General features: G+C 39.9%; 14 protein-coding genes and 1 pseudogene. 3 read left to right on the top strand and 12 right to left on the bottom strand.

The window, feature by feature from the left end; genetic code table 11:
* The first annotated feature begins 27 nt into the window (after positions 1-27).
* Positions 28-1,497, top strand: a complete 1,470-nt coding sequence (locus RYH73_RS09235; RefSeq protein ID WP_335313131.1) for a glycoside hydrolase — start codon at positions 28-30, stop codon at positions 1,495-1,497.
* Positions 1,498-1,541: 44 nt separating this feature from the next.
* Here the strand turns inward: RYH73_RS09235 and RYH73_RS26665 are convergent.
* Positions 1,542-1,757, bottom strand: a pseudogene (locus tag RYH73_RS26665) (SMP-30/gluconolactonase/LRE family protein); the annotation flags it as partial.
* Between the two features lie 726 nt (positions 1,758-2,483).
* On the opposite strand from RYH73_RS26665, the gene RYH73_RS09230 reads away from it, so the two are divergent.
* On the top strand, positions 2,484-3,332 hold the full coding sequence (locus RYH73_RS09230; RefSeq protein WP_335313130.1) for a DUF6929 family protein: 849 nt from the start codon (positions 2,484-2,486) through the stop codon (positions 3,330-3,332).
* Positions 3,325-3,705 carry an undecaprenyl-diphosphate phosphatase gene (locus tag RYH73_RS09225; RefSeq protein ID WP_335313458.1) on the top strand — a complete coding sequence of 127 codons (381 nt, stop codon included), beginning with the start codon at positions 3,325-3,327 and terminating at the stop codon, positions 3,703-3,705. Before RYH73_RS09230 ends, RYH73_RS09225 begins: the two co-directional genes overlap by 8 nt.
* Before the next feature lie 194 nt (positions 3,706-3,899).
* Here the strand turns inward: RYH73_RS09225 and RYH73_RS09220 are convergent, their stop codons facing one another.
* The 11 genes from RYH73_RS09220 to RYH73_RS09170 all read right to left on the bottom strand — a co-directional run bounded on the left by RYH73_RS09220 (position 3,900) and on the right by RYH73_RS09170 (position 18,668).
* Positions 3,900-4,457 carry a hypothetical protein gene (locus RYH73_RS09220; protein WP_335313129.1) on the bottom strand — a complete coding sequence of 186 codons (558 nt, stop codon included), beginning with the start codon at positions 4,455-4,457 and terminating at the stop codon, positions 3,900-3,902.
* A gap of 384 nt (positions 4,458-4,841) precedes the next feature.
* Positions 4,842-6,314 carry a PKD-like family lipoprotein gene (locus RYH73_RS09215; RefSeq protein WP_335313128.1) on the bottom strand — a complete coding sequence of 491 codons (1,473 nt, stop codon included), beginning with the start codon at positions 6,312-6,314 and terminating at the stop codon, positions 4,842-4,844.
* Entirely contained in the window at positions 6,314-7,081 is a 768-nt protein-coding gene (locus tag RYH73_RS09210; RefSeq protein WP_335313127.1) for a DUF4843 domain-containing protein, read from the bottom strand. Before RYH73_RS09210 ends, RYH73_RS09215 begins: the two co-directional genes overlap by 1 nt.
* A gap of 4 nt (positions 7,082-7,085) precedes the next feature.
* Positions 7,086-8,546, bottom strand: a complete 1,461-nt coding sequence (locus RYH73_RS09205) for a RagB/SusD family nutrient uptake outer membrane protein (RefSeq protein WP_335313126.1) — start codon at positions 8,544-8,546, stop codon at positions 7,086-7,088.
* 11 nt (positions 8,547-8,557) lie between these two features.
* On the bottom strand, positions 8,558-11,881 hold the full coding sequence (locus tag RYH73_RS09200; RefSeq protein WP_335313125.1) for a SusC/RagA family TonB-linked outer membrane protein: 3,324 nt from the start codon (positions 11,879-11,881) through the stop codon (positions 8,558-8,560).
* A 33-nt stretch (positions 11,882-11,914) separates the two neighbouring features.
* Positions 11,915-13,033, bottom strand: coding sequence for a FecR family protein (locus tag RYH73_RS09195; protein WP_335313124.1), 1,119 nt, complete (start codon positions 13,031-13,033; stop codon positions 11,915-11,917).
* 71 nt (positions 13,034-13,104) lie between these two features.
* Positions 13,105-13,698 carry an RNA polymerase sigma factor gene (locus tag RYH73_RS09190; RefSeq protein ID WP_335313123.1) on the bottom strand — a complete coding sequence of 198 codons (594 nt, stop codon included), beginning with the start codon at positions 13,696-13,698 and terminating at the stop codon, positions 13,105-13,107.
* Between the two features lie 99 nt (positions 13,699-13,797).
* Positions 13,798-14,820 carry a glycosyltransferase family 2 protein gene (locus tag RYH73_RS09185; RefSeq protein ID WP_335313122.1) on the bottom strand — a complete coding sequence of 341 codons (1,023 nt, stop codon included), beginning with the start codon at positions 14,818-14,820 and terminating at the stop codon, positions 13,798-13,800.
* Positions 14,821-14,909: 89 nt separating this feature from the next.
* Positions 14,910-16,436 (bottom strand): lipopolysaccharide biosynthesis protein, encoded by a 1,527-nt coding sequence (locus RYH73_RS09180; RefSeq protein WP_335313121.1) that lies wholly within the window; start codon positions 16,434-16,436, stop codon positions 14,910-14,912.
* Positions 16,436-17,404, bottom strand: coding sequence for an NAD-dependent epimerase/dehydratase family protein (locus RYH73_RS09175; RefSeq protein ID WP_335313120.1), 969 nt, complete (start codon positions 17,402-17,404; stop codon positions 16,436-16,438). The genes RYH73_RS09180 and RYH73_RS09175 overlap by 1 nt, the downstream gene beginning before the upstream one ends.
* Before the next feature lie 76 nt (positions 17,405-17,480).
* Complete coding sequence (locus tag RYH73_RS09170) at positions 17,481-18,668, bottom strand: MraY family glycosyltransferase (protein WP_335313119.1); 1,188 nt, start codon at positions 18,666-18,668, stop codon at positions 17,481-17,483.
* Between the last annotated feature and the right edge of the window lie 331 nt (positions 18,669-18,999).

The following is an 18,999-nucleotide window of genomic DNA, read 5'->3' as shown; positions in this document are numbered from 1 at the left end:
AATAACGTAATTATTAAATAAAAAATTATGACAAGAAATCTTTTTTTTTCAAAACCCATATCGTGGTTTGGATTAATGTTATTCCTATGGCCTACAGGCTGTAAGAAGGATGTAAAATGGGCAAATGTACCTACAAAGGCGGTCGTAGAATGGGATCAGGAGCACCAGAAAATAGACGGTTTTGGTGCCCGTGGCGGTCGTGTTATTCCATTCTTTGAATCTCCGAAGAGGGACAGTATCTTGGCCTATCTCTGGGGCAATTCGGGGCTAAAGTTGAATATTCTGCGGGGCAAGGTGTTACATACTTATCCATTCAATGAACAGAATCGGGTGGTAACCATTAAGCCCGTGGGGGTTGATATCGATGTAGCAGTCAGCAGCCCAGCCTATCAGGCGCTCTCCGCAGATGCACGTGAGGAGCTGGGGCAGCTTTGGATATTAAAAAAGGCCAAGGAAAGATTTCAGGTTCCGATAATTATTGCGAGTGCATGGACACCGCCACTTTATATGAAGACGAATCCCAATAGTATCAGCGCTAAAAAGTTCAATGGACTTAATCTGAATACCTATTCGACGCTTTTTGCCCGTTATCTGGCCGGTTTTGCCAAGGCCTATCAAAATGAAGGCATAGCAATCAATGCCATCTCACCAAGCAATGAACCCGAAAATGTGTTTTCGGATTGGGATGCATCTTATTGGGCACCGAACAAACTCGGCGAGTTTATCACAAAGAACCTAAGACCGGCATTAAATGAAGAGGGGCTACAAAGTACAAAAATCATTGGTTCTGAAAATGCTGCCTGGGGCACAGCCAATATCTTCTTATCTAGCATGGACCGCAGCAATATTGATATTCTAGCTGGCCATGGTTATGTTGAAGTTGCGGATCTAATCTTTGGAAAAAGAGGTTATAATCCGAGTCCCTTAAAGTGGACATTTGATACAGGAGGTAAACCAATGTGGGTAACCGAAGCCTCGGATGATGGCGGACACTATGATGCCGGAATCGAAGGCGGACTGAAGCTTGCTGTTAATATGCACAAATTGATAGCCGAATGTGATGCAAGTGCTTATATATTTTGGCTCGGAATGTTGGCATCGCAAAATAATGAAGCATTGATCTGTACACGAAGTGACGGTTCATTAGAATTCACCAAAGCTTATGATGTGATGGGCCATTATTCCAGATTTATTAAAGCGGATTACAAACGTATCAACGTAGCGGTACAAAATGCCAATGGACTGCTTATATCTGCGTATAAAGATCCTCAGACGGGTAAATTTGCGATGGTCGTGACCAATACAGGTAGTAAGAGTGTGCCATTGGATATCAATCTGTCTGGTTTTGTGGGAGGACAATTATCTAATTACCAGACTACAGCGACCAGTGCAGGGCATTGGGGACTGAAAGGTACTGTTACGCCAACAGCAAGCGGTGTATATAGCTTAACTATTCCTGCCAAGAGCGTGTCAACGCTTGAAGGAACCAAACAATAATTTTATACATCGAAACGTAGGAGTGTTTGAAAGCTTGGACACTCCTACTTTTCTTTGATTTTATTTGTGCAAAAATCCTCGTTGAAAGTAACTAATGTCCAAAGGTTGCCCCTGCTATCTATCGTCATTCCGTCTGTAATGCCTTTGCCTTCTTGATGGCTTAAATCAATGAAAGTTTTTCCATTTCGGACAGTCCTGTCTGGCTCTATTTCATACCGACGTATAAAATGATCAACAGAGCCATTCGCATACTCATACTTTTCATCGGGCGAAGCCGCTCAAGCAGATTTAAAAAACATAAAGGCATCAGTCCGACAAGGTTTCGGAATTCCGTTTAATGCATCCCCTATTCGGTGCACCCGGAGACCGCATGCCCCTTCGCCAATGATCTTATCCAGCACGGAAAATTTCAAAAAATCATTCAAAATGGGGTGGCCTCCATAAATAAGGGCATGAGAAATGTTAAATTCCCCACGGCCTCGACTAACACTTTTAACCACTCAAGGTCTCACTTAGCTACCTAGGCTAAGATGCTACTTAATACTAAAGACGGTTGAACAAGGTAATTGTCCCGAAACATGCCTGAGCCAGGGAAATCCCCTGAGCAGATCGCTCAACGATTTTAAGCCAAGCTGCCTTTTTTTACTGAAAACCACTGCCTTCCAAAATAAAATTTAGATTACGAAAAAAGGAATTCTTCTTATCAAGAAGAGTATTATTTTATGTGAGCGACACCAGTTTAGAAAACAAGCTGCCCCAATAGTCGTGAATGATGTATCCTGCAAATGGATCTGAAGTTGAGTAAAATACGCTTTAATTCAGAACCGTATTGCTTTCAACACCTGTTTCGGAGGTAATCTGAATGATTTAAGATGTGATAAGACCGCATCTGAATAACAGTCTAGAGGTGTAGAATTTAATGTTTTTTAACAATCATGCGGAGGAATAATATGTATACTTGCATATACTGACTTAAAAATTTTAACATGAATATCGTTTCTTCATTGCTCATTTTATTTAAAATCTGGGGTATAAATGCGGCTTCGGGCATATATTATGAAAATAATCAGGTTTACGTAGTGTCGGATAATAGTGCCTATTTGTATCATTACAATATGGAATCAGCTAACATGGACAAAATACTTTTGGTGGCGGAGCAGCGCCAGGAACTCATCGACAAAAAAGATAAGCCTGACTTTGAAGCTATCTGTAATTTGGGTGATGAACTTATGGTTGTTGGGTCGGGCTCAAAGCCCAATAGAGAAAATGCCTATGTATATCACAAAAAATCAAAAAAAGTGGCGAAGCAATCACTGACTGCCCTATACCGGGCGCTACGAGAAGCTGGGGGGCTGGATCTCGATAATTTTAATATTGAGGGGATTGATTACAGAGATGAACAGTGGTATTTTTTGAACAGGGGTAATGGACCAATGAACAAAAATATTGTTTTTACGTTTAAGGGCGGGCGTGACTTGTCTCATATCCCTAAAAAGATCGAGGTGCATGAGGTTGCCTTACCGCAATTGCAAAACTGCCCAACGGGTTTTTCTGATGCCACTATTGTGGACAATAGGCTTTATTTCATTGCCACGGCTGAAGATAAGGCCAGTACATATAACGATGGGATTAATAAGGGTAGCTATCTTGGATATATCGATCTCAAAACATGGTCATTAGGTTCCACCCGCAAGCTATCAACGACACAGAAATTTGAAGGCTTGACCCTTTACAAAAAATCGGATACTGCCAGTTTCTTTTTGTTATGTGAAGACCCTGATGATATTTCTGTCTTGCAATCCCCTATATATTCTTTTGATTTTGTAGATCAATAAAAGACAGCAAATCGTAATTAAATCTATATCGGCGCTGCTACCCGGCCTTTCCAGATCGGGGTCTAGGATTTCTAAATCACTGCCATTAGGAATTGATAAAGCCAAATCTGCCAGATTCTCCTTTCTAATGGTGCTTCCACTCATATTGTGTGCTGCGTTTAAAATGATAATGGATATGAATGGGCAGCAAATGTTGTCTTCCGGCGATACCTTGAATTGGACTTCCCTCGTAGCCGGATTTGTTGCAGTATTTTTTGCAGGTATTTTTGCCTGCAAATGGATGATAACTTTGGTAAAAAAATCTAAACTTACCTATTTCGCAATTTATTGTCTGCTTGCAGGGGCAGCGGTGACAATCTATGGTTTCCAGTGAAGCCAACTTCTATAAAAGTGTGGGATGTATAGCTATTAGCATACTGATTTATTTAATTTCATTTATCGAGCATCTTCTTCGCTAAATATTCTAAGATCCATAGAATCCGATATGAAAAAAGACCAAATGCCGAATGGAATTTGGTCCTTACGATCTGCTATCAAAAAATTCGATGAGAAAATCGGGTTTGTCTCTTAAAAACGGTAAGATACTCCGGCCTGAACAATTCCTTTAGTCCCAATATTTGGCTCAACAAAAACAGCAAATTGTGATCCATAACGGATGCCTATGGGTGTGATATTAAAACCAAAAATGGTATCAGTTATTTTTTCATCACCGTTAGCTGCATTTTTAATTGTACCCCGATTTAAGTACACCCCTACTGATACGCCTGAATACAATCTCAACTTTCTATCGCTCCCGCTCCAAAAATAATCTGTCCTCGGCATTATGGATAAAGTTGATTTCTTGCTATACCCTGTATTTTTAACAGTATAAAATTCAGAAACAACATCTAGTCCATACCGCCATTTTTCCTCTTTACTGTATATCAAAGCAGAAACTCCCAGTGCTCCAAAGCTATTCGGAGACTCGGCATTCTTTAGGACAATATTGGCAAGAGCATTTCCAAAATCATTGGTGACACCATAAAGCGATGGCGCACCAAAGCCCGCAGAAATTTCAATTTTTTGAGCAAAAACAAAAGTACTGCTGATAATAAGTAGAGATAAAATAAATAATTTTTTTTTCATAACATGAACATTTTAAAATATAAATTTAAGATACAAAATCCACTAGTAAAGAGATACTGTTATTAAATATAAAATTTTTAATTTAAAAAATATAAAATAATAAAAAAACCGTTAAGGACAAGAGTGTCCTTAACGGAGAAACTTACTAATACAATCACTTATTAATAAATTTCTTTTTTTTGTTAAAGGCAGCAACAACTTCCTAAATACAAGACGATATCTTACCGCGATTGTCCCAAAAAAAAATGAAATAAACTTTTTCGGGACAATTGGCTCCTCCAATCGTCTAATTAAATATTCAAGGGGCTTCATCTCCCACTTGAATATTAACTATCGGCCGCCCGGGTGCAAAATCCCGGGTGGCTGTTTTATTCGAGGAGAACATTAAAAGCAAAGTTTGATATCAACAGCCTTGTCAATGACATATTGGTCCTGTTGTATATATTTCTTCTCTTTGATATCGTAAAGGTAGTAAGATCCCTGATGATTATGGGCTGCCTCAACGTTGAATGTCGCTACGCCAACACTTTTGATATCACCATCAGAACCTTGAAATAGATTCCAGGAACAAATATTCCCAGTACCGTCATCGGGAAGTCTCAGATAGGGTTCTATATTCAATTGACCAATCTCAAAACGATACACGTTACGCCCTTTGGCGAAATACCAATACCCTGCATGATAAATAAAACCTACCCCGTCAATCATTTCAGGAATAACTTTAGATACCTTGACAGGGGGATCTATGTAATTGCCAGGGCCATGTGTGTTAAAAGTGACAAGAGCTATTTCATCTCCTTTTTGTAACAAAAACTGCCAGTCTACCTGCCCTCCCTGCCTAAAACAGGTGGCAGCAACAAAGACATGTTCCTTGGTCAATTGTGGAAAAGGATAATCGTCATAATTACCGTAAAAAAAACCTATGGTATTTGTAAAAAATATGCGAATACGTCCATTCCTACGGTCAAAACCAGCGATTAAAAATCGCTTCTCTGATTCTTCATATAAAGCTGCCCGCTCACCAAAATTATAATCCAATAAATCCGTGGGATAGATATTCGGGCTGATCACCCCGCTCTCCACATAGTGACATTTGCCATTAATGATGACCATTCCGGTGAAGTGTTCTTTATCAACTCCCGGACCAGCATCCTGTAAGTAGTAGCTTGGCCGCAAAAGTTCGCCCGAGAGAACCGAACCAGCTAACGGAAATAAATAAGTAGGTTTTAAACTGACCAGATCTACTCCAAACATAGGATATTGTCCCTCGCGAGTCGTAAAGAGTAACTGATTATAATAGGTAAGGGTATCCTGCGTACTATAATTGACATTGAGCTGTAGCGGTTTATCGCCCAGTGCATAACCACCAAAATTCTGGTAGAAAATATAATTCGATCTACCGTCAGGACTGACCATTACCAATTGACTCTCGTTAGCGCCCCCCTCAGTCAAGATAAAGGACCCTTTCGCAAGCCCTGCATATACTTTCAGCGTAAAAGCATAACTATAAGAAAGCGTTGTCTGCTTGTCAACCACCATTAATTTGCAATTATATATACCGGGCTCATATCTGGAAGCGCTGACCTTCCAGACCTTGTCGCGATCGACAATATCTCCATCCTTTGTCCAATAAAAATCGAGTTGATCATTAGGTAATGGAAATAAACTTCCTGTTACCTGCGGTGAGAGCACAAAATCCTGCCCTTTTTCCTGCTGGTAAATCGCACCGTCGATCAAACGCCCATATTGATCTACAACCTCAAGCTCATTAAGATCCTGATAACGATAGTTGCCCTTATCCTTGGAACAGGAGATAAGCATCAAACCTGTCAATATGTATAAAAAAATGCTTTTCATCAGGGTACGTAAATGCGCGGTCTGTTAGGGTCATCATCGGGATAAACCGCATGATCCCGAAAATACTGCTGTAATTGTCCAATGTAAAAAAGAGTTAGCGGGTAATAGTTCCGGTAGAAAAAATCCGGCATATTATTCCAGGCATAATGGGGCTTATCCTCTGGCCTGACCGGTGGAGTAAGGTCGGCTCCCGGATAGTAAATTTCAATCCACTTCTTATATACTTCTTTTCGGTATGCTCCAAAAAATGAACTCCAGTCTGACCACCAATAAGGCTCGCTCAGCTGATCTGTAATGGATAAATGGATACTGGAGCGAGATGATGCGGCTAAATCGAATGCTTCATTTTGATATAATTCACCAGCCAACTGATAGCTGACTTTTTTCAAAACCGGGCTTCTCTTCAATCGAATAAATAAGGTATCCTGAAAGTAATTTGACCGAATTACCGGCGGAACCACCCGATATAGGCTATCAGGTAGGGTTGTTTGTTCTTTTATAATCCGAAAGCCAACCGATCGGTCATGAGCATCTCTTTGGCCAACTAATTGTATAGGGAAGGAAAGAATTTTTTCCTGCAGGCTATCATCTTCATAAGCAAAAGAAAATTGCAGGGAATCCGGATCATCGACCGTATTTCCGATATTAAACACCGATTTTTCAAAATAAATGAAGGATTGATCTACATCGTATTTTTCTATTCCCTGCTTCTGACAGGAGCTCAACAATAGGACCATAATGCTTAATAATAAAATATACCTCCACATTTGTCTATTTTTTAATTCCATATCCCTGATTCAGTTGCTGCTCCTCAACTGGAATCGGTAGCATAAAGATTTTCCTGTCGGGATCGATCGACCCTGTAGACCTATAAATCGTATGATTAAGATGCTTGTAATAAGTGAACAGATAGCCCTCACCTAGGTACTCTCGCCTGACCTCGTCCAGCAAATTCTCTGCCAGCTTTTCTTTTGTCCACTTATCAGAGAATTTTAGTTCAGGCAGCTGCCTCGCTCTACGGACCGTATTTAAATAATTCAATCCTTTTTCCAGATCCCGATCTAAAAAAGCCTCAACCAAAATAAAATATATTTCAGGCAAATTGATTATCTGTGCTTCATAAAGATCCGGATCATAACCACTTGCCGTCATAGTAGGAGCCATAAATTTCTGAAGAAATACGGAAAACATCCCCCAGGCGCTGACGCGCAGATCCGTGCTCGTACCAGTATCCTTTGCATATAAATAGATTAAAAATGAATTAAAATCAAGAGGAAGTGCCCGATTAGGGGCAATATCACCGCTGGGAAAATAGTCCTCTGTTACCTCATCCATATCATTGATATATAAGCCAAAGATATTCTCTTTTGTAAAACGGATATTTCCACCAATGGCTTCTGAAGGCGCTATAAAACGAACCGCCTGCGTGTCGCCGAGCTGATCCAAAAGAAATCGCGCCCGGACAGCAGCCTCGCCCATATTTCCCTCCCACTGTGCTTTACGGGCTAATAGGGCTAATACGGCATAATAGTTGAGATGGATGCCACGCCTGTCGATCAATGAATTGTAACGATCGCCGACATGATTTCCATCCGCCTCCCGCCCACGGGTAATAATAGGGTCTGCTTTCAATAGGATTTTTGCTGCTTGCAGATCCTGTTCCATCAACGCAAAACATGCCCGGCTGCTCAGAAATTCCTGCACTTCTCTGCTGCTTGAGCTATAATAAGGAATGGCGCGGGTATCTAGCCCTTCTTGCTTGATAATAGGACCAAATAGTTTGAGCAATTCAAGATGCAGAAAAGCCCGTAACCCTAATGCTTCTCCTTTGATCAAGTCGTAATAGGGATCAGATTTAATCTTATCCACCTGATCCAAGATTACATTACAATCGTGAATAGCACGATACAGACCTGACCAAATGCCCGCAATACGCCGCTCTGAAGATAAGGAATGATAATCGAAATTGTAGTCCGGATAATATTCGTGCTGTTTATTGATCTTCCAATAGCCCACCATCACATCAAGCATGCCAAATTCAAGCTCCCGTCCATAGAGTGTTGCACTGCCCATCTTATAATATATCCCTGCCAAAGCCCTTGAGAAACCCTCACGATCAGTCAATACATCGACTACATATGTACTTTCATCCGATTTGGTTTCCACCCATTTTTTACAAGAAAATATACTGGTCAGAAGCACTATTACACCTATTATAACTCTTGTTCTCATAGTATCTCATGCTAAAACTGAATCATACATCCTATATTGAAAGTACGTGCAAAAGGGTAATCTAAACCGCGCTCCATTTTAACCGTACTAATCCTCAACAAACCATTGACTGAAAAGTTTAGCCGCAGCCGCTGTAGTCTATATTTTTTGATCCTTTCACCCAAAAAATCGTAATTAATCATCAAGCATGACAGCTGTAGCGTATTTTCACGCTGTACAAAGCGGCTTGTCAGACCCGTTTTTTCTACATTTCGAATATCTTTAAATGCGGCCTGATCTCCGGGTTGTCGCCAACGGTCATAAAAGGCCCGGATGTCTGTATTCAATCGGGGATCACTATTTTCGACCCGATCAGCCAACGTGTGATTATAAATATCTCCGCCCAAAGTATAACTGAAGTAGGCCTGTAAACTGAACTGTCTAAAATTGAAGGCACTATGGATATTACCAAATAATTTTGGCTCTCTATTGCCAATAACGGTAATATCATTTATATCCCATTCATTGGTCAATCGCCCGTTGATCTTTTGAAAGATCTCCTGTCCCGAAGCCGGATCTATGCCCAATGAACGTACACCTTTGATATTATTAATGGACTTCCCTTGCTCATAGTAAACGGTCTGTTTATATAAACCCTCATTAGTTCGCACAAGATTGGATGCATTCAACTGACGCAAGGCCTCAGATATCTCTATCAACTTCCCCTGATTACGATTTGCAGATGCGGTAAGATACCAGCTCAATGTTTTTTTGCTATTCTCCATAACTTTAATCGTAGCAGCCGCTTCAAATCCCCTGTTCTGTACCTTTCCCATATTCTCAAAATAGGAATCATTTGGTAGACCAACTGATGGTGCAACAGTAATCAATGAAATCATCCGATCTGTCACTTTGCTATAATAAGCATACGAAAATGCTATGCGTCCATCAAACAACTTTCCTGTGCCCCCAACACTCCAAGAATGTATCTGCGGCCAGTGCAGGTCAGGGTTTCCTTCATTAAAATAGCTGAGGCCAAACTCTTTATAATAGACCTGTCCAGGCGATAACACATAGGATGACAGCGTCATATTAGCCAGAAAAGCATCGGTCCCATTGACACCTGTATTAGTAAATAATCGTAATTCCTGTATCCAGTCCCGTTTGAAAAAGTGCTCCTGATGAAGATTGTAACCCAAACCGAGGCTCCAAAAATTACCATACCGTGCATTCTCACCAAACTTTGAGGAGCCATCCATTCTATAAGAGGCATCTAAAATATACTTCTGATCATAGGTATAATTTCCGACAAACAGAACCCCAAGCAGCCTATTTTCTATATCTCGATGGACCAGCTGATTGCTCTTGGCATATTTTGGCAATGATGAACGTTCCAGATCTGCAGTAAATCCTATCAATTGACGCGTATCTTGTTTAAAGCTTGAACTTTTGACCTCCCCGATCAAACTTGTACTAAAAGCATGCTTTTTGCGTGTTTTAAAATAGGTTATATTGACATTGGCAGAATATCCATTCCCATTGCCTTTGCCACTACTGTATTGACCTATACTATCTTGGTCTGCACGGGCAAATCTAGAATGTAAAGGAGATAGATAGAATTCGCTTTTACTTGTGTTTTTCTCTAAGACCGCCGTAGACCGCAACTTCAGCACTGGTGAAATATTCCATTCGAGCGAAAAATTATTGGTCAGGATGGTCGCATACTCATCTGCACGATGGGGTAAACCAGCATCATACAGCGGATTATACTGTAACTCTTCCAACGATTCGTCAGCATACTGCCGAACAAGGTCACCACTTTCATTTCGAAGTGGTTGATATGGATTCATTTGCGCATAACGAGAGAAAGGACCATAGGGAGATTGGTAGGCCTTATTGGAAAGATAAGTCAGATTATTGCGTAATAAAATCTTTTGGGGCTTTCTGTAAACAAGGTCAAAAGTGCTTCCTATGCGCCTACGGCCCGAACCTTTCATGGCCCCCGCAAGGTTGTTATAATTACCTTGAATACCGTAACGGATCCGACCCACGCCCCCTTCGGCCCGTATACTGTGCGCTAAAGACAAGGATGAATGTGTGGGTTGGGATAGCCAATCTGTTTCCACACCACGAATCATATTGGCTTTTCGGCGATTATAAAGATTGTCAAGACGGGCCTGCTCTATATTTTCTTCGGCTGGAGGAAATGTACCTGCTGTAACCGTATATACTCCTGCCAATTTTTCAAAGTCAAGCTTTTCGGCAGCATTCATCAAATGATAATCGCCAACGTCTACTGCTGTTACCGTAGATCGCATGTCATAGGATAATGTCAACTTCTCTGCTGTGCCCGGGCGTGTCTCGACTACTAAAACGCCGTTCCCTCCTCTAGAACCATAAAGGACGGTAGAACTAACGTCCTTGAGTAGTGTAATGCTTTCAATTCGGTTAATATCAAGATCATAAAGACGCTCCAAAGAAACCTCAAAACCATCAAGAATGACCAAAGGAGAATTTATAGCGTATTCCCCCACATTATTGATGCCCCTGATGGTGACGTCGGGAATAATATTAGGGTTAGATCCCGCAAATAGATTTTGGTCGATATGAAATGTCGGATCTATACTCTGAATAACTGTAAAGATATTGTTGCTGTTAAATTGTTCCAGCTCCCTGCGTGTAATACTTCTTGAAGCGCCAGTCATGGATAGGGGTTTTCGAGAATCGTAACCTCTATGAATCAGGACCTCCTCCATCATTTGCTGTTGTGATTTGAGCTGTACATGAAGAGCAATCTCTCCATTGAGTTTTAGCCGAAGGGGTTCATAGCCCACCATCGAAAAAAGAAGCTCCTGATCAGTATCAACTCTAATCTGGTAGCTCCCATCTGATTGCGTTGTTACAGCACGATAGGGAGGAATTAGTGAACGTATATTGACATTTTCCAGTGGAAATCCATTTTCATCTTTTACTGTTCCCGACAGCAATTTGCTTGTCTTCTCCTCTTTTGCCCGTAATTTAGCTGCCTCAATTACAATAGCGTCCCGATAGAGCGATAAGCTGAAAGGTTGCCCATCAGAGAGCTCGTGAAGTACCTGAGCCAGATCACGGTTCTTTACATCAATCGAAAAGGGTTTAACACCCTTCAACAGATCGAAATCTCCAAAAAGATCCAATTTGGATTGATGCTGAATTTCTCTTAAAATCTCCAAGAGTGGACTCTTGTCCTTCTTAAGTGTAATAGACTGTGCGGCAGCTTGATCGGTAAAAAAAATAAAAACAAAAAAAAGAACAATCAATCTTAATCCATTCTTTAGCGAGATGAATAAATAAAAATCAAAACTGTTCTTCTTCAATTCCAAAACACCTTGAATATAAATAGAATAGCGTTACCGTTCGGTGATCATAACTTTATTATCTTTTAACATATATCTGATAGGAAATACTTTTGCTACAATATCCAGTACATCGACCAGATCTTTTTGTCTGTTGATATGCCCCAAAAGTAATTTATTTTGCAATTCAGCAGCTACCTCAACCTCAACACCATACCAATTTGATAATTCTTTGCTAAACTCACCCAGGCTCATCCCTTCAACATCAAAATAGCCCTCTTTCCAGTCTATATAACGGTCGATATTGGGATCAGAAACAAGTTTTTCTCCTACATAAACCTGGCCGGGCTGCATCACAACCGCCTGAGGAACTAACGTTTTCGATTCCAATGAGGACCCTTGATTGCTTAAAGCGATCTTACCCTCCAAGAGAGCAATTGAATTATCTTGGTAATTAGCATTAAATTTAGTCCCAAATACTTGTATGGTCTGTCTATCTCCCCGAACTAGAAAAGGAGCAGCCTCCTTACCTTGGCCCGTCTTCGCTACTTCAAAATAGGCCTCGCCGGATAGCTTAACTTCCCTAACCGCAGCAAAACGAACGGGATAGCGAATTTCTGAATTCGCATTCACCCAAACAGAAGAGCCATCTGAAAGCTTTATACTAACTCCTCTTCCTGCTTTTGTACGCAGCGTATGGTAAGGTGCTTCTCCAGTCTCACGCATATCCACGTACTGAAATTCGCCGTCTTCTGCACGGGCAAGGGCATAGCCACTCGCACGCAGGGTGTCTCCCACCTTTACATCATCCAAATTGTAAGCTTTCTGATCCTCCAATACCAAAAATGCTTGTGAGGTGGTCGGAGCTTTGATATCAGAAATGTCAGCAATAACATTTACTTGTGCAAGAGGCTCTGTCGTATATTGATACATAACAATGCCAACAACGGCACATAAACATGCCGCAGCTAATGTTGTCCAAATGATCCTATCTGGTTTTTTGGTTTTAGGAACGATTTTCTTGTCCAATCTCGCTACAATAGCATCGAGCTTTTCGTCCGAAATGCTAGCATTGCTTTCGACCTCCTCAAACCAAGCCTCAACAAGGTTACTTTCCTCCATCGTACATTGACCAGAAGCATATCGTTGTAAAATATCCTTTTCAATCTTCATTTATTCAAAATTAATTCTGCGCCCTTATTTTTATCTAAAACCCCATTTGACTATTATCAAAACAATCCCTTCTAAAAAAGCAAAAACAGCAGCAAACAAACTAAGACCATTATCTGTGTGAATTTCGACTTCAGATACTTTATAATTGTTGATTGTTTGTTACGCACCGTCTTCTCTGAAACATTCAGATGTGCTGCAATTTCATGATTATTATAGCCATCCATCCGTAAGCGTACAATAGTAGGAGCATTAACACTATGTTTGTCTAATAACTGCTCAATATTTTCCCAAAAAGAGTCTTCCCTGACCTTATAATCAGCAGGACTGCTGAACATCTGTTCAGAATAGGACTCCAGTGAATCTAAGTATTGCTGCGCGTACGTGGATCGCGCAAAATGATCAATTATCCTATTGCGTAAAGCCTTGAATATATAGCCTACAAATCGGCCCTTCAGTTCGATCTTGCTACGATTGACCCAAAGTTTGACAAATACATCATGCACAATATCTTCGGCGGCTTCTTCTTCTTTGATCTTTTTTAGCGCATAAACTAATAGCGGACGTTTAAACCGTTCGTACAATTCTGTATACGCACGCTCATCATCATTTTTCACATGATCATAAAGTTCTTCATCCGTTAATACACTTAATGACTCTACCAGCATATTTGAGAATTAGGGGTATATCACCCAAAGGTACTGTATCGTACACTTATTTCCTAATTATAACAAAACTTATGCCTTGAGCCGCAATCATATAGACCCTTAGCTACAAAGTCGCTTAACAGACCTGATGATGGCCTGTCCGAGCTGTGCTTTCATTTTCTTCATCCATATCCAGCACTGGGGAATCAGCCAAGATCTTTTCAATACACAATGAACAATGAGTTTATAATGCCATGGCAATAGACTTACTGCGATATATTTATTCGCTTCGGGAAATATGCCCCGCCATTGCACTAATGTGTCAATCCCATCCGCATTAATTAAAAGATTTCGCTTGGCCTCCAATTTAAGCATTGCCAGATCACGACTTAAAACCGGAACCTTTTTTGATTTCAAAAATGCCTGAATACCCTTCACGTTCGCTATGCGGTCTGAACTGACTTGCCTGCTTTTTTTGAAATTCGCTCCACTTATTGAATTCGTACGTGATGTGACATAAAAATACAATGGCTGAGGAATGTGTACTATGCGAACGGCATAGTAGAACAACTGGACAACAGTCCTTAAGTCTTCCAACATGGATAATCCCTCAGGAAATCTGATCGCGTGCGCCTCAAAAAGTGCCCTCTTAACTAACTTATTACATACACTCCCTTGTGATCTACCCCAAAATAAATCTACTAAGTATTCAACATAAGTGTCTCGCTTGATTTGCGGGTAGACAGATAGCTGATCTCCCCATACATTGTATATATCACAAAAAACAATATCTGCGTTTCGTTTGACAGCAGGCAAAACCATACGTTCGATCATATCCAATGCGGCCCAATCATCACTATCAAAATGTAGAACATAATCTCCTGAAGCTACCATTAAACCGGTATTACGTGCGCTGGGTAAACCCTTATTTTCTGTATGATGCAATAGATGTATAAAGGGCTTCCGAAGAGGGTATTCGGCTATGACTGCCGTCAAAATCTCCAAACTATTATCCGTGGTACAATCGTTGACAAATATATACTCTATATTCTGATAGGTTTGCTCGAAAAGTGACCTGGCACATTTTTCAATGTATTCCCCAACATTATAAATGGGTACGATTATGGTAATTAATACACTCATGACTCTTATCATTGTAAAATTAAAATTATACTTTATAAGTGGACTGGACCTCGTATTCCTACAATGGGTCGTTGTACCTACCCTCTACATTATCCACTATATTTCTTCTTTAATTTATCTAAAAAATAACGCAATGCTTTCTTATCAATCCGAAGGAATAAAGCAAGTATAAAAATCCCCACACCTACAATAAGGCAATTAAGCATTAATGTTAGCCATGAATCGACCTCGACCAATGCGGCTCTTTTCCAGGCAAATCCAACCATCACCAAGACGATGAAGCTAAATAAACCAATTATGATCTTTGAAATAAAGTAGCCGCGGTTTTCCTGCAAACAATGTGAGGCATACAATGGCGTAAAAACAAGATGGCTGGCCGCTCCCGTCACTAAAGCAGCTAGAGGAATTGAGTAGATACCTAATGTACTATAACGGCAAAATACCAAAATAAGACCTACATTAACGAGAGCGACGAATATTCCCCAAATGGAGGCAGGCTTCAATTTATTGGTAATGACGAATACGTGATAAACCGTCTCTATCGTTGCGTGTACAATAATGGGACCTAATGTAATCAACGAAATCAGGTATAAGGCATAATGATCTTCACCCGGCAACCAAAGTTTAAAAAACTCCTCGCCATAAACGAAAAATACTGCCAAAGGAATAAGAACAACAAAAAACACCGCCTTAAATGAAAAATCAAGATGCAACTTTAACTTTTCCATGTCTTCATTTGCGTAAGCTTTGAGCATATCAGGCAAGAATATAGGCACAACAACACTCAATAACAACTGTGTAGAAGTCGGAACAAACTTGGTCAACGAGAGCAATCCCATAGCCGAAGTATCGAAAAATTTATTAGCAAGCAAGAGGTCCAGCTGTGAATTAATGACATTGGACAATGACAAAATGGAATTCCAAATGCCGGCCCCCATTAATAATGACAAAGCACTCCAGGAGAAAAATTCAGTACTTATTCTGATCTGTGGCAACAGTTTTTTTGTGTTTTTATAGCTAACCGCAAAGAAATAAATAGATGTAACAAGGGTCACCGCACCTAAATAATAGATTTGTGGCTTAAAAAAGTAAAATAATGTGATCGTAAGTGCCAATTTAATGATATTCATCATGATATTATTAAAAGCCAGAATGTCAAAACGATTTAATGCAAATGCAGCAACCGAAAAAGCAGAAGAAGACAGACTAATTACGAGACCCATAAAAACACAGGCAAATAATAATCGTACATCAGCTAGCATTACACCTGGAATATCAAGAATAGAAGTAATAAAGACACAAAACAAGATACTCAACAGAAAAAAAAGCAATGCGAAGAATAAATTACCAAATAAAACGGAATTAAAATACACGTTAACTTCACTTATGTTCTGTTGTTCTAGACTTATCGTAATATATCGACCGGACATCGAGTTCAATGCCGCAGTGAGAATACCCGTATAGGAAAGAAAGTTGGTGGATAATGGATAAAAAGCATAAGCTTCCTTTCCTAGGGTACCTACAATGTAAGGTGTGAGAAAAAAAGAAATACATAGCCCCGAAAGTACGCTCAATAAATTCGAAATTAAATTGATGAACATTCTTCGCTTATCCATCAGATCTTGTCTATGGGAAACTCTATTGAGATCATCCTGCTCAAACCTTCCTCCAGCGTAAATGGAGGCTCAAATTCTAATGAAGCAACCTTGGCAGCATCAAATACGGTGAAAGCACAGAACTTTTTCACCCGCACGGAACTGATATTCAGTTTTTTCCTAGTCAAACAGGCTAATACGTCAAATCCATATCCGCCTAACATACCTAACCAATAAGGGATACGTCTTGTGGCAATGGTCTTATTCAGAGATTTGCAAACTAAAGAAACCAGCTCATTTGTATTGAAATCAGGCTTATCTACATAATTGTAGACATTGTAACCTTCCAATTGTTTGCTCGTCAAGTAAGCCAAAAATGCGACAATATTCCCGACATAGGCCATAGATTTTCGATTATCTCCCTTGCCGATCATCATAAATTTTCCAGAGGCTATCTGTTGGAAAAGATTGTATACATTACCACGGTTTCCTTCTCCAAAAATAACCGAGGGCCTCACAATATTAATATTCCAATCTTCATGACTTTTGTACCAATCTTGAAGCACTTGTTCCGCCTGCCATTTACTAATACCATAGTGATTAAATGGGGCTGCTGCGGTACATTCGTTGGGATTATCCTTATCAAGACCATAGATCGCTACAGAACTAACAAACAAGAGTCTTTTGATTGAATTTGCTTCCATTGCAGCTAACGTATTTTTCATTCCCACTACATTAACGTCATAATACAACGAGACGGGGTTTACATCATCTCGGTGCTCTGCCGCTAGTAGAATAACAATATCACTCCCCTTCAATTGCTGAGTTAACAGATCCCTATTCAATACATTTCCGAGTGTGCTGATAGCAGCATGCTTTTTACTCGGCGCCTTATCTATATTTAACAGGTCATTCATGTCGGACTCATAAAATTGTGTGAGAAGATGTGTTCCAACAAAACCTGAACCGCCTATTATTGTTATTTTCATTTTTCTATTTATTTAATTACTCCATTCGCAGCAAAAAAGTGCTTCCGAATCCGATTATTCTCTACGATTTAGATCGCTATTTTATTAATATAAAGTTTTTAGAGACCTGCATATTGATGGGCAAAGACTCTTTATCTTGATCCTTTGATACATTCACCTTTTCCTTCATTTTGACCCGCTCTTTTTCTAAGCCAGTACATACTTTGAGAAACACTCCCCATAACAGTAGATCGGCCAATACAACAAAGCTGGTATGGATCAGCCTGACAGCTACGATATTAAATAGGCAGAAGAACAATGTCAATAATAGAATAGACAACATGGCCTTACGTGGCGATAGCCCCAATCTCAACAGAAAATGATGTAAGTGATTACGATCTGGTTTAAAGATTGGTTTCTTTTGGAACCAACGCACACACATGACACGGGCAACATCCAAGACCGGTACAATGAGTGTTGATAATGCGATAACAATAGCCCCATCTGTTAACGGCTTAATGTAGGTATTGTTCATTGCAAAGCTGATGACAAGAAAAGCCATCGAATATCCCAATGTCATACTGCCAGTATCCCCCATAAAAATCTGCCTGCGACGATGCGTAACACCATACACATTGAAAAAGAAGAATGGAATAAGTATCCCCAATGTGATCAAAGCGAAGAGGGCGTGAAGCCAAGCCCCGTAATAGACAAATAACCCGCCCAATACCAAACAACCAACACCAACTATCCCTGAACAAAGGCCATCCAATCCGTCAATCAGATTGACGGCATTAATAATCAATATGACCATAAAAACAGTAAAGGGAATCCCTATCCAAGGTGATAAACTATGAATAAAAAATACACCATAGAAATCATTGATCCATAATCCTGATAGCGGAAAGAAAGAGGCCACTAATAGCTGAATCATAAATTTCCACTTATAGTCTATACTGATCAGATCATCGCCAATACCAACAACAAAAAGAGTGAATAAACCACAGAGCAACAACATGAAACTAGGAAGAATTGCCCAAGATGCTACATTCAGATCCAGATGTAGTATTTTAATCATCACGACCAGAGATAGGATGAACACACAACATTGAATAGGAGCAAAGGCAACTCCGCCCAAGCGTGGAACGATCCGTTGATGTATTTTGCGTTCATCAATCGGATCAAAAAGCCGCTTTTTGTACGTCACCAAAATAATAAAAGGAATAAAGAACCTGCTCACTAGTATGGCTAACAATACGGGGATAAGTGTATAGAAAAAATTCATTTTAGACTCTTGTTTTAAAATCAATAACTATTCAATTTTTCGAACCAATGCGCTGTTCAGTAACTTTTGTTGCGCACATACGAACTTCGTTTATAAGGAAGACGACCGAAGAAATGATTTGTCCCTAAAAATTAAAACAATGATATCACTCCCCAAATACTAGGCAAGTTGCCGAACGGTGTAAATACTCCTGCTGCTATACAACTTTGAGTGCCACTTTATGTGTTGACATATAGATCTAGATAATTAATCGGTAATACAGGAATATTAAGTTAATAGTTTGAAAATGATCTAGTTATGTCCTGAATAAATATTCGGACATAAAAACTCC

Source organism: Olivibacter sp. CPCC 100613 (assembly GCF_036959255.1).
Lineage (GTDB): Bacteria > Bacteroidota > Bacteroidia > Sphingobacteriales > Sphingobacteriaceae > Olivibacter.
Note: the sequence above shows the minus strand (reverse complement) of the source record. Positions and strands in the feature narration are given on the sequence as shown.

What these genes read in the sequence shown, in the direction of transcription:
- RYH73_RS09185 (WP_335313122.1), bottom strand. Translation starts at nt 14,820, where the DNA reads ATGAGTGTATTAATTACCATAATCGTACCCATTTATAATGTTGGGGAA.
- RYH73_RS09220 (WP_335313129.1), bottom strand. Translation starts at nt 4,457, where the DNA reads ATGAAAAAAAAATTATTTATTTTATCTCTACTTATTATCAGCAGTACT.
- RYH73_RS09235 (WP_335313131.1), top strand. Translation starts at nt 28, where the DNA reads ATGACAAGAAATCTTTTTTTTTCAAAACCCATATCGTGGTTTGGATTA.
- RYH73_RS09180 (WP_335313121.1), bottom strand. Translation starts at nt 16,436, where the DNA reads ATGGATAAGCGAAGAATGTTCATCAATTTAATTTCGAATTTATTGAGC.
- RYH73_RS09210 (WP_335313127.1), bottom strand. Translation starts at nt 7,081, where the DNA reads ATGTGGAGGTATATTTTATTATTAAGCATTATGGTCCTATTGTTGAGC.
- RYH73_RS09205 (WP_335313126.1), bottom strand. Translation starts at nt 8,546, where the DNA reads ATGAGAACAAGAGTTATAATAGGTGTAATAGTGCTTCTGACCAGTATA.
- RYH73_RS09230 (WP_335313130.1), top strand. Translation starts at nt 2,484, where the DNA reads ATGAATATCGTTTCTTCATTGCTCATTTTATTTAAAATCTGGGGTATA.
- RYH73_RS09195 (WP_335313124.1), bottom strand. Translation starts at nt 13,033, where the DNA reads ATGAAGATTGAAAAGGATATTTTACAACGATATGCTTCTGGTCAATGT.
- RYH73_RS09170 (WP_335313119.1), bottom strand. Translation starts at nt 18,668, where the DNA reads ATGAATTTTTTCTATACACTTATCCCCGTATTGTTAGCCATACTAGTG.
- RYH73_RS09190 (WP_335313123.1), bottom strand. Translation starts at nt 13,698, where the DNA reads ATGCTGGTAGAGTCATTAAGTGTATTAACGGATGAAGAACTTTATGAT.
- RYH73_RS09215 (WP_335313128.1), bottom strand. Translation starts at nt 6,314, where the DNA reads ATGAAAAGCATTTTTTTATACATATTGACAGGTTTGATGCTTATCTCC.
- RYH73_RS09175 (WP_335313120.1), bottom strand. Translation starts at nt 17,404, where the DNA reads ATGAAAATAACAATAATAGGCGGTTCAGGTTTTGTTGGAACACATCTT.